6 protein-coding genes are annotated in these 12,602 nt (G+C 59.6%); 5 read left to right on the top strand and 1 reads right to left on the bottom strand.

The features are described from left to right. Positions 1–20: 20 nt before the first annotated feature. Together rpoB and rpoC are read left to right on the top strand one after the other, a co-directional pair. Entirely contained in the window at positions 21–4,160 is a 4,140-nt protein-coding gene (gene rpoB, locus EDE09_RS23525) for a DNA-directed RNA polymerase subunit beta (RefSeq protein WP_105374395.1), read from the top strand. Between the two features lie 183 nt (positions 4,161–4,343). After that, positions 4,344–8,555 (top strand): DNA-directed RNA polymerase subunit beta', encoded by a 4,212-nt coding sequence (gene rpoC, locus EDE09_RS23520; RefSeq protein ID WP_105374396.1) that lies wholly within the window; start codon positions 4,344–4,346, stop codon positions 8,553–8,555. 149 nt (positions 8,556–8,704) lie between these two features. On the opposite strand, the gene EDE09_RS23515 is transcribed toward rpoC, so the two are convergent. Next, the gene (locus EDE09_RS23515; protein ID WP_105374397.1) at positions 8,705–8,998 is read right to left on the bottom strand and encodes a transcriptional regulator; all 294 of its coding nucleotides are present in this window, start codon (positions 8,996–8,998) and stop codon (positions 8,705–8,707) included. Between the two features lie 486 nt (positions 8,999–9,484). Here EDE09_RS23515 and rpsL point away from each other — a divergent pair, with 486 nt between their 5' ends. The 3 genes from rpsL to fusA all read left to right on the top strand — a co-directional run bounded on the left by rpsL (position 9,485) and on the right by fusA (position 12,545). Beyond that, the gene (gene rpsL / locus EDE09_RS23510) at positions 9,485–9,856 is read left to right on the top strand and encodes a 30S ribosomal protein S12 (protein WP_003507760.1); all 372 of its coding nucleotides are present in this window, start codon (positions 9,485–9,487) and stop codon (positions 9,854–9,856) included. An 85-nt stretch (positions 9,857–9,941) separates the two neighbouring features. Further along, on the top strand, positions 9,942–10,412 hold the full coding sequence (rpsG, locus tag EDE09_RS23505; RefSeq protein WP_037151038.1) for a 30S ribosomal protein S7: 471 nt from the start codon (positions 9,942–9,944) through the stop codon (positions 10,410–10,412). Positions 10,413–10,445: 33 nt separating this feature from the next. Beyond that, positions 10,446–12,545 carry an elongation factor G gene (gene fusA, locus EDE09_RS23500; protein WP_105374398.1) on the top strand — a complete coding sequence of 700 codons (2,100 nt, stop codon included), beginning with the start codon at positions 10,446–10,448 and terminating at the stop codon, positions 12,543–12,545. The last annotated feature ends 57 nt before the right edge of the window (positions 12,546–12,602 follow it).

The following is a 12,602-nucleotide window of genomic DNA, read 5'->3' as shown; positions in this document are numbered from 1 at the left end:
GCAATTTTGAAGGAGCGACGATGGCTCAGACCCTTTCCTTTAATGGTCGTAGGCGCGTACGCAAGTTTTTTGGTAAAATCCCTGAAGTCACCGAGATGCCGAACCTTATCGAGGTTCAGAAGGCATCCTATGACCAGTTCCTGATGGTCGACGAGCCGAAGGGCGGCCGCCCGGACGAAGGTCTGAACGCCGTCTTTAAGTCTGTCTTCCCGATCACCGATTTTTCCGGCGCCTCGATGCTGGAATTCGTGTCCTACGAATTCGAACCGCCGAAGTTCGACGTCGAGGAATGCCGTCAGCGCGATCTGACCTATGCGGCGCCTTTAAAGGTGACCCTGCGTCTCATCGTGTTTGATATCGACGAGGATACCGGCTCGAAGTCCATCAAGGACATCAAGGAACAGTCCGTCTATATGGGCGACATGCCTTTGATGACCGACAACGGTACGTTCATCGTGAACGGTACCGAACGCGTGATCGTGTCCCAGATGCACCGCTCGCCGGGCGTCTTCTTCGACCACGACAAGGGCAAGAGCCATTCGTCGGGCAAGCTGCTTTTCGCCGCTCGCGTAATCCCGTATCGCGGTTCCTGGCTCGACATCGAGTTCGACGCCAAGGACATCGTTTATGCCCGTATCGACCGCCGCCGCAAGATTCCGGTATCTTCGCTGCTGATGGCGCTCGGGATGGACGGCGAAGACATTCTGTCGACCTTCTATTCCAAGTCCAACTACGAGCGCGATGGCGATGGCTGGCGGATTCCGTTCCAGCCTGAAACCCTCAAGGGTGCCAAGACGCTTTCCGACATGATCGACGCCGACACCGGCGAAGTGGTCGTCGAGTCCGGCAAGAAGCTGACCCCACGTCTGCTCCGGCAGCTGTCGGACAAGGGCCTCAAGGCGCTCAAGGCAACCAATGACGATCTTTACGGCAACTATCTCGCCGAAGACATCGTCAACATGGAAACCGGTGAGATTTATCTCGAAGCCGGCGACGAGATCGACGAGAAGACCCTGCCGGTCATCCTCAATGCCGGTTTCGACGAAATTCCGGTTCTCGGCATCGATCACATCAATGTCGGCGCCTATATCCGCAATACGCTCGCTGCCGACAAGAACGAGAACCGCCAGGACGCTCTCTTCGACATCTACCGCGTCATGCGCCCCGGTGAACCGCCGACCATGGAATCGGCAGAAGCCATGTTCAACTCGCTGTTCTTCGATGCGGAGCGTTACGACCTCTCCGCCGTCGGCCGCGTGAAGATGAACATGCGTCTCGATCTCGACGTTGCCGATACTGTCCGCACGTTGCGCAAGGACGACATCCTGGCCGTGGTCAAGATGCTTGTCGAACTGCGCGACGGCAAGGGTGAAATCGACGACATCGACAACCTCGGCAACCGCCGCGTTCGCTCCGTCGGCGAACTGATGGAAAACCAGTACCGTCTCGGTCTGCTCCGCATGGAGCGCGCGATCAAGGAACGCATGTCCTCGATCGAGATCGATACTGTCATGCCGCAGGACCTGATCAACGCCAAGCCGGCAGCTGCCGCCGTTCGCGAATTCTTCGGTTCCTCGCAGCTGTCGCAGTTCATGGACCAGGTGAACCCGCTCTCGGAAATCACCCACAAGCGCCGTCTTTCGGCCCTTGGCCCGGGTGGTCTGACCCGCGAGCGTGCCGGCTTCGAAGTCCGCGACGTTCATCCGACCCATTACGGCCGTATCTGCCCGATCGAGACGCCGGAAGGCCCGAACATCGGTCTGATCAATTCGCTTGCCACCTTCGCCCGCGTCAACAAGTACGGCTTCATCGAAAGCCCGTACCGCAAGATCGTGGACGGCAAGGTGACCAACGACGTGCTTTACCTCTCCGCCATGGAAGAGGCGAAGTATTATGTCGCCCAGGCGAATGCCGAACTGGATAAGAACGGTTCGTTCGTAGAAGAGTTCGTGGTCTGCCGTCATGCGGGCGAAGTGATGCTGTCGCCGCGCGACACCATCAACCTGATGGACGTCTCGCCGAAGCAGCTCGTTTCGGTTGCAGCCGCGCTGATCCCGTTCCTGGAAAACGACGACGCCAACCGCGCCCTCATGGGCTCGAACATGCAGCGTCAGGCCGTGCCACTGGTACGCGCCGAAGCGCCGTTTGTCGGCACGGGCATGGAACCGGTCGTTGCTCGCGACTCCGGTGCCGCTATTGCTGCCCGCCGTGGCGGCGTGGTCGACCAGGTCGATGCGACCCGTATCGTTATCCGCGCGACCGAAGACCTCGATCCGTCGAAGTCGGGTGTCGATATCTATCGTCTGCAGAAGTTCCAGCGTTCGAACCAGAACACCTGCGTCAACCAGCGTCCGCTGGTCGCCGTCGGTGACATCCTGAACAAGGGCGACATCATTGCCGACGGTCCGTCTACGGACCTGGGCGACTTGGCGCTCGGCCGCAACGCGCTCGTCGCGTTCATGCCCTGGAACGGCTACAACTACGAAGACTCGATCCTGCTCTCCGAACGCATCGTGTCGGACGACGTGTTCACCTCCATCCACATCGAAGAATTCGAAGTGATGGCGCGTGACACCAAGCTTGGTCCGGAAGAAATCACGCGCGACATTCCGAACGTTTCGGAAGAAGCGCTGAAGAATCTCGACGAAGCCGGCATCGTTTACATCGGCGCCGAAGTCCAGCCGGGCGACATCCTCGTCGGCAAGATCACCCCGAAGGGCGAAAGCCCGATGACGCCGGAAGAAAAGCTTCTGCGCGCCATCTTCGGTGAAAAGGCCTCCGACGTTCGCGACACTTCCATGCGCATGCCTCCGGGCACGTTCGGCACGGTCGTGGAAGTCCGAGTCTTCAACCGTCACGGTGTGGAGAAGGACGAACGCGCCATGGCGATCGAGCGTGAGGAAATCGAGCGCCTCGCCAAGGACCGCGACGACGAACAGGCAATCCTCGACCGCAACGTCTATGGCCGTCTGACGGACATGCTGCGCGGCCAGATGTCGGTTGCCGGTCCGAAGGGCTTCAAGAAGGGTATCGAGCTCACCAACGCCGTCATCTCCGAATATCCCCGCTCGCAGTGGTGGATGTTCGCAGTCGAGGACGAAAAGGTGCAGGGCGAAATCGAAGCGCTCCGCGGCCAGTACGACGAATCCAAGTCGCGCCTTGAACAGCGCTTCATGGACAAGGTCGAGAAGGTCCAGCGCGGCGACGAAATGCCTCCGGGCGTCATGAAGATGGTCAAGGTCTTCGTCGCTGTGAAGCGTAAGATCCAGCCGGGCGACAAGATGGCCGGCCGTCACGGCAACAAGGGCGTCGTATCGCGCATCGTGCCGGTCGAGGACATGCCGTTCCTCGAAGACGGTACCCATGTCGATATCGTCCTGAACCCGCTCGGCGTGCCTTCGCGCATGAACGTCGGCCAGATTCTTGAGACGCATCTCGCATGGGCTTGCGCCGGTATGGGCAAGCGCATCGGTCAGATGCTCGAAGAGTACAAGAAGTCGAGCGACATCACGGACCTCAAGCGCGAGCTGAGAGACGTCTACGAGAGCATGGCGAATGACGAAGTCGCGAACTTCGACGACGAGTCTCTCGTCCGTCTCGCCGAGCAGTCGAAGCGCGGTGTTTCGATCGCGACGCCGGTCTTTGACGGCGCTCACGAACCGGACGTGGCTTCCATGCTGAAGAAGGCTGGTCTCGATCCGTCGGGTCAGTCGGTCCTGTACGATGGCCGTACCGGTGAAGCCTTCGACCGTAAGGTCACCGTCGGCTACATGTACATGATCAAGCTGAACCACCTCGTGGACGACAAGATCCACGCCCGTTCGATTGGTCCGTACTCGCTCGTTACTCAGCAGCCGCTGGGCGGCAAGGCGCAGTTCGGCGGCCAGCGCTTCGGGGAAATGGAGGTCTGGGCACTGGAAGCTTACGGCGCCGCCTACACGCTGCAGGAAATGCTGACCGTGAAGTCGGACGACGTGGCGGGTCGTACAAAGGTCTACGAGGCGATCGTCCGTGGTGACGACACGTTCGAGGCCGGCATTCCGGAGAGCTTCAACGTTCTCGTCAAGGAAATGCGCTCGCTGGGTCTCTCGGTCGAACTCGAAAACTCGAAGATCGAGGCGGGCGAGGGCGGCCAGCAACTGCCTGACGCTGCAGAATAATCTAGGAAAAGGCGCGCGCCCGACGATGGCGCGCGCCGCTCCCGCCGCCGGCTCGCCGGCCGTGTCGGGGAACTTTCGCCGCATTTCGCGGCTATGACCGTTTTAGAGCATCGGACTGTCCGCCCGGGAATCTGGACCGTACCGATCGCAAGCCAAGGGCTTCCGCCCCTAAAGGAGATAGGCATGAACCAAGAGGTCATGAATCTTTTCAATCCGCAGGTGCCTGCGCAGCACTTTGACTCGATCCGTATCTCGATCGCGTCCCCGGAGAAGATTCTCTCCTGGTCCTACGGTGAAATCAAAAAGCCGGAGACCATCAACTACCGCACGTTCAAGCCTGAACGCGACGGCCTCTTCTGCGCGCGCATCTTCGGGCCGATCAAGGACTACGAGTGCCTTTGCGGCAAGTACAAGCGCATGAAGTACAAGGGCATCATCTGCGAAAAGTGCGGTGTCGAAGTGACGCTGTCCCGCGTTCGCCGTGAGCGCATGGGCCATATCGAGCTCGCCGCTCCCGTTGCCCATATCTGGTTCCTGAAGTCGCTGCCGTCCCGCATCGCCACCCTTCTCGACATGACGCTGAAGGATGTCGAGCGTGTTCTCTATTTCGAGAACTACATCGTGACCGAGCCGGGCCTGACCGCGCTGAAGGAAAACCAGCTTCTTTCCGAAGAAGAATACATGATCGCCGTCGACGAATACGGCGAAGATCAGTTTACGGCGATGATCGGCGCCGAGGCCATCTATGAGATGCTTGCATCCATGAACCTCGAGAAGATTGCCGGCGACCTGCGTTCGGAGCTTGCCGACACCACGTCGGATCTCAAGCAGAAGAAGCTGATGAAGCGTCTGAAGATCGTGGAGAACTTCATCGAATCCGGCAACCGCCCGGAATGGATGATCATGAAGGTCGTTCCGGTCATCCCGCCGGACCTGCGTCCGCTGGTGCCGCTGGACGGCGGCCGTTTCGCGACGTCCGATCTGAACGATCTCTATCGCCGCGTCATCAACCGTAACAACCGTCTGAAGCGCCTGATCGAACTGCGCGCTCCCGGCATCATCATCCGCAACGAAAAGCGCATGCTGCAGGAATCTGTGGACGCGCTCTTCGACAACGGCCGCCGTGGCCGCGTCATCACTGGTGCCAACAAGCGTCCGCTGAAGTCGCTGTCCGACATGCTCAAGGGCAAGCAGGGCCGCTTCCGTCAGAACCTGCTCGGCAAGCGCGTCGACTATTCCGGCCGTTCGGTCATCGTGACCGGTCCGGAACTGAAGCTGCACCAGTGCGGCCTGCCGAAGAAGATGGCGCTCGAACTGTTCAAGCCGTTCATCTATGCCCGCCTCGACGCCAAGGGTTACTCCTCGACCGTCAAGCAGGCCAAGAAGCTGGTTGAAAAGGAAAAGCCGGAAGTCTGGGATATCCTCGACGAGGTCATCCGCGAGCACCCGGTTCTCTTGAACCGCGCACCGACGCTGCACCGCCTGGGCATCCAGGCCTTCGAACCGATCCTGGTCGAAGGCAAGGCGATCCAGCTGCACCCGCTCGTCTGCACGGCCTTCAACGCCGACTTCGACGGCGACCAGATGGCCGTTCACGTGCCGCTGTCGCTCGAAGCCCAGCTCGAAGCCCGCGTGCTGATGATGTCGACGAACAACATCCTGCACCCGGCCAACGGCGCGCCGATCATCGTTCCTTCGCAGGACATGGTTCTCGGCCTCTACTACCTCTCGATCATGAACCAGAACGAGCCGGGCGAAGGCATGGTTTTCTCCGACATGGGCGAACTGCACCATGCGCTGGAAAACAAGGTCGTCACCCTGCATGCCAAGATCCGCGGTCGCTTCAAGACCGTGGATGCCGAAGGCAAGCCGGTTTCCAAGATCTATGAAACGACCCCCGGCCGCATGATCATCGGCGAACTGCTGCCGAAGAACGTCAACGTGCCCTTCGACATCTGCAATCAGGAAATGACCAAGAAGAACATCTCCAAGATGATCGACACGGTCTACCGTCACTGCGGCCAGAAGGACACGGTCATTTTCTGCGACCGCATCATGCAGCTCGGCTTCACCCATGCCTGCCGCGCCGGCATTTCGTTCGGCAAGGACGACATGATCATTCCGGAAACCAAGGCAAAGATCGTCGGTGACACCGAAACCCTGGTGAAGGAATACGAGCAGCAGTACAACGACGGCTTGATCACCCAGGGCGAGAAGTACAACAAGGTCGTCGACGCCTGGGGTAAGGCCACCGAGAAGGTCGCTGAAGACATGATGGCCCGCATCAAGGCCGTCGAATTCGACCCGGAAACCGGTCGCCAGAAGCAGATGAACGCCATCTACATGATGTCGCACTCGGGTGCCCGCGGTTCTCCGAACCAGATGCGCCAGCTGGGCGGCATGCGCGGCCTGATGGCCAAGCCGTCGGGCGAGATCATCGAAACGCCGATCATCTCGAACTTCAAGGAAGGCCTGACCGTTAACGAGTACTTCAACTCGACCCACGGTGCCCGTAAGGGTCTCGCAGATACCGCCTTGAAGACCGCGAACTCCGGTTACCTGACCCGCCGTCTCGTCGACGTGGCGCAGGACTGCATCGTCAACATGGTCGATTGCGGCACCGAAGCCGGTCTCACCATGACGGCGATCGTTGACGCCGGCCAGGTCGTGGCTTCGATCGGTGCCCGCGTTCTCGGCCGTACCGCACTTGACGATATCGATCATCCGGTCACGGGTGCCCGTATCGTCGATGCCGGCAAGATGATTCTCGAGCCGGATGTCATCGAGATCGAAAAGGCTGGTATCCAGTCGATCCGAATCCGTTCGGCACTGACCTGCGAAGTCCAGACGGGCGTCTGCTCGGTCTGCTACGGCCGAGATCTGGCCCGTGGTACTCCGGTCAACATGGGCGAAGCCGTCGGTGTCATCGCGGCTCAGTCGATCGGCGAGCCGGGCACTCAGCTCACCATGCGTACCTTCCACCTGGGAGGTACGGCAAACGTGGTCGACCAGTCGTTCCTGGAAGCGTCGTACGAAGGCACGATCCAGATCAAGAACCGCAACATGTTGCGGAACTCCGAAGGCGTTCTCGTCGCGATGGGCCGCAACATGGCGGTCACCATTCTCGACGAGCGCGGCGTCGAGCGTTCCTCGCAGCGCGTCGCTTACGGTTCGAAGCTGTTCGTGGATGACGGCGACAAGGTTCGCCGCGGTCAGCGTCTGGCGGAGTGGGACCCCTATACACGCCCGATGATGACGGAAGTGGAAGGTACGGTTCAGTTCGAAGACGTGATCGACTCGATCTCGGTTTCGGAATCCACCGACGAATCCACCGGCATCACCAAGCGCCAGGTTATCGACTGGCGTTCGACGCCGCGCGGTACGGACCTGAAGCCTGCGATCGTCATCAAGGACGCGTCCGGCAACATCATGAAGCTGGCCCGCGGTGGCGAAGCCCGCTTCAACCTATCGGTCGACGCCATTCTGTCGGTCGAGCCGGGCGCCAAGGTCTCCCAGGGCGACGTTCTTGCCCGTGTGCCGATGGAAAGCGCCAAGACCAAGGACATCACCGGTGGTCTGCCGCGCGTCGCCGAGCTCTTCGAAGCCCGTCGTCCGAAGGATCACGCCATCATCGCTGAGATCGATGGTACGATCCGTCTCGGCCGCGACTACAAGAACAAGCGTCGCGTCATGATCGAGCCGGCGGAAGACGGTGTCGAACCGGTCGAATACCTGATTCCGAAGGGCAAGCCCTTCCACCTTCAGGAAGGCGACTACATCGAGAAGGGCGACTACATCCTCGACGGCAATCCGGCGCCGCACGACATCCTGGCCATCAAGGGCGTGGAGGCTCTGGCTTCCTACCTCGTGAACGAAATCCAGGAAGTCTACCGACTGCAGGGCGTTGTGATCAACGACAAGCACATCGAGGTGATCGTCCGCCAGATGCTGCAGAAGGTCGAGATCACCGATGCCGGCGACAGCCAGTACATCGTGGGTGACAATGTCGACCGGATCGAGCTGGAAGATGCCAACGAGCGTCTTGCCGAAGAAGGCAAGAAGCCCGCTTACGGCGAGCCGGTTCTGCTCGGTATCACCAAGGCATCGCTGCAGACGCCGTCCTTCATCTCGGCCGCATCCTTCCAGGAAACCACCAAGGTTCTCACGGAAGCTGCGATCGCCGGCAAGATGGACACGCTGCAGGGTCTCAAGGAGAACGTCATCGTCGGTCGTCTCATCCCGGCCGGTACGGGCGGCACCATGACCCAGATCCGCCGTATCGCCACTTCGCGCGACGACCTCATTATCGAGGAGCGCAAGAAGGGCACCGGCGCATCGGCGGCAACGCCGATGCTTCAGGACCTGGCGGGCGAAAACGCTCCGGCTGCGGAATAACGGCGAGGGTAGGGCGCTCGGTTCGAGCGCTCGCCTTCTCGAAAAAACGAATAAGAAAACGCCCGGAGGACATCCGGGCGTTTTTGTTGAATTTCTCCGCCTGCAGCTGGTAGATCGGCAGATCGTTCGCTGTTGGCTGTTTGCCTCTGTTAATCGAAACGTATGATCGCCACTTCTCCTTCGAGCGCCCCCTGATAAGCCGAAGCATGTGGTTCCTCGGTGGGTTCGTCGGTGAGAACGCCGATCTGATCGAGATCCGCTTCGAGGAAGCCTTCTTCCGAGAGGGCATTGAGTGCTTCGCGGACAGCCGAATCGTCGTCTGGTGCGCGAAGCATGATGTGAAGCTCGACGCCTTCGCCGCCCTTCACTTCGTAGCCCTTGCCGATGATGATGAACACCATAGGTGCATCGAGCCGGTTGTCATTGTCGGGCGTGCTGATCATCGTCGTCTCCGCGGCTTGATTCCCAATTACGTCCAAGACAGAAGCCGGACGGAAAGTTCCCCCTCTGTTTAGTCGATTGCCGGCGATTCCCAAATATTAATGCGCAGGGCCACAAAAAATTGTAAAACAGGGCAACTTGCGTCCGGTTGAAGGCTGGAACCCCGGGTTTCAGGCATTATTTTCGGTGCAGCCCTTGACGGGCAGGGGGGAAAACAGTAAACGCCCCGCATCGGAAGCGATGTGAGGCTTGTCCGTCCGGGATGACTCGTTCCGGAGTTTGGCCTCAAACACGGTTCCATACGCACGTTGAAGACACGAATGCTGCACGCATGACGCATGAGGAATGCGTCCTCTGCCTTTTGTGGTCCATCCGGAAAAGCGGATCGGGCCACGTTTTGCGCATGAGGAGATGTGTGTGTCGTCGCCGGCAACGGCATCAGAATGGCCCGCAAGGGCTTGGAAGAAGATTTTGCAAGGGATGGTTATATGCCTACCGTAAACCAGCTGATCCGCAAGCCGCGTCAGGCACAGGTAAAGCGCAACAAGGTTCCTGCTCTGCAGGAAAACCCGCAGAAGCGCGGCGTTTGCACCCGCGTTTATACGACGACCCCGAAGAAGCCGAACTCGGCTCTGCGTAAGGTCGCCAAGATCCGCCTGACCAACGGCTTCGAAGTCATCGGCTACATCCCGGGTGAAGGTCACAACCTTCAGGAACACTCGGTCGTGATGATCCGTGGCGGCCGCGTAAAGGACTTGCCGGGCGTTCGTTATCACATCATCCGCGGCGTTCTCGACACCCAGGGCGTCAAGAACCGCAAGCAGCGCCGTTCGAAGTACGGTGCAAAGCGTCCGAAGTAATCCTTCGGATTTCATCCTATCCGGCGCTGCGCGAGGTTCTCCGCGTGATAAAGCGCCAGCAACATTTTAAGAGACGAGAAGAAGTATGTCCCGACGCCATCGTGCAGAAAAGCGTGAGATCAACCCGGACCCGAAGTTCGGTGATCTCGTCGTCACGAAGTTCATGAATGCGATCATGCTCCACGGCAAGAAGTCCGTGGCTGAAAACATTGTCTATGGCGCGTTCGACGCCGTGCAGGGCAAGTCCAAGGCCGACCCGCTGGGTATCTTCCATCAGGCGCTCGACAACGTCGCGCCGCATGTCGAAGTTCGCTCGCGCCGTGTTGGTGGTGCAACCTACCAGGTTCCGGTCGACGTTCGTCCGGAGCGCCGTCAGGCTCTCGCGATCCGCTGGGTGATCGCTGCTGCTCGCAAGCGTAACGAAACGACCATGGTCGATCGTCTTTCCGGTGAACTTATGGATGCCGCAAACAATCGCGGCAGCGCCGTCAAGAAGCGTGAAGACACGCACAAGATGGCCGACGCAAACCGCGCGTTCTCGCATTACCGTTGGTAATCTTCACCCGATCGAATTTCGAAAGGCAGTCCTATGGCTCGCGAATATAAAATCGAAGACTACCGCAATTTCGGTATCATGGCGCACATCGACGCCGGCAAGACGACGACCACCGAGCGTATCCTTTATTACACCGGCAAGTCGCACAAGATCGGTGAAGTTCACGATGGCGCAGCCACCATGGACTGGATGGAGCAGGAGCAGGAACGCGGCATCACCATCACGTCCGCTGCCACCACGACCTTCTGGAAGGGCCGTGACGGCAAGATGCGCCGCTTCAACATCATCGACACCCCCGGCCACGTCGACTTCACGATCGAAGTCGAGCGTTCGCTGCGCGTGCTCGACGGTGCGGTCGCTCTCCTCGACGCCAACGCAGGTGTCGAGCCGCAGACGGAAACTGTCTGGCGCCAGGCCGACAAGTACAACGTCCCGCGGATGATCTTCTGCAACAAGATGGACAAGACCGGCGCAGACTTCTACCGCTCCGTCGAGATGATCAAGACCCGCCTCGGTGCGACTGCTGTCGTCTGCCAGCTGCCGATCGGCGCTGAAACCGAATTCAAGGGCGTTGTCGACCTCATCGAGATGAACGCTCTCGTCTGGCGTGATGAATCGCTCGGCGCCCAGTGGGACGTCGTCGAGATTCCGGAAGATCTGAAGGCACGCGCCGAAGAATTCCGCGAAAAGATGATCGAAACCGTCGTCGAAATCGACGAGCAGGCCATGGAAGACTATCTGAACGGCATCATGCCGGACAACGATAAGATCCGTGCGCTCATCCGTCGCGGCACGATCGACGTCAAGTTCTTCCCGATGTTCTGCGGCTCCGCCTTCAAGAACAAGGGCGTTCAGCCGCTCCTCGACGCCGTTGTCGAATTCCTGCCGTCCCCGGCAGACATTCCGGCGATCAAGGGCATCGACGTCAAGACCGAAGCCGAAATCGACCGCCATGCCGACGACAACGAGCCTCTTTCGATGCTCGCGTTCAAGATCATGAACGACCCCTTCGTCGGTTCGCTCACCTTCTGCCGTATCTACTCGGGCAAGCTCGAAAAGGGCTCGTCGCTGATGAACACGGTCAAGGAAAAGCGCGAGCGCGTCGGCCGTATGCTGCAGATGCACTCGAACTCCCGCGAAGACATCGAAGAAGCTTTCGCCGGCGACATCGTTGCTCTCGCAGGCCTCAAGGAAACCACCACGGGCGATACGCTTTGCGATCCGCTGAAGCCGGTTATCCTGGAGCGTATGGAATTCCCCGAGCCGGTCATTCAGATCGCCATCGAGCCGAAGTCCAAGGGCGACCAGGAAAAGATGGGCCTCGCGCTCAACCGTCTGGCTGCCGAGGATCCGTCCTTCCGCGTCAAGACCGACGAAGAGTCCGGCCAGACCATCATCGCCGGCATGGGCGAACTTCACCTCGACATTCTCGTCGACCGTATGCGTCGCGAGTTCAAGGTGGAAGCGACTGTTGGTGCTCCGCAGGTTGCTTATCGTGAAACCATCACGAAGAAGCACGAAGAGGACTACACCCACAAGAAGCAGTCCGGTGGTACCGGTCAGTTCGCCCGCGTCAAGCTGGTGTTCGAACCGAACCCGGACGGCGACGATTTCGTCTTCGAATCCAAGATCGTTGGCGGTGCTGTTCCGAAGGAATACATCCCGGGCGTTCAGAAGGGTATCGAAAGCGTCCTGTCGTCTGGTCCGCTGGCAGGCTTCCCGATGCTGGGCGTCAAGGCGACCCTCATCGACGGCGCCTTCCACGATGTCGACTCCTCGGTTCTCGCGTTCGAAATCGCTTCCCGCGCCTGCTTCCGTGAAGCAGCCAAGAAGGCTGGCGCTCAGCTCCTCGAGCCGATGATGAAGGTCGAAGTCGTAACGCCGGAAGATTACGTCGGTGACGTGATCGGTGACCTGAACTCCCGCCGTGGCCAGATCCAGGGCCAGGAATCGCGCGGCATTGCCGTTGTGATCAATGCCCACGTGCCGCTGGCGAACATGTTCAAGTACGTCGACAACCTGCGCTCCATGAGCCAAGGCCGCGCCCAGTACTCGATGACTTTCGATCACTATGCGCCGGTCCCGACGAACGTCGCGAATGAAATTCAGGCCAAGTACTCCGGTCAGAAGTGACCGGAGTAATCCGCCCTATCAAATGAGAGAATAACCCCTGACGGGGACAAGAACGGA

It is taken from the genome of Neorhizobium sp. S3-V5DH (assembly GCF_004343065.1).
Lineage (GTDB): Bacteria > Pseudomonadota > Alphaproteobacteria > Rhizobiales > Rhizobiaceae > Neorhizobium > Neorhizobium huautlense.
The sequence above is the reverse complement of the archived record's forward strand: the minus strand, read 5'-3'. Positions and strand labels throughout refer to the sequence as shown.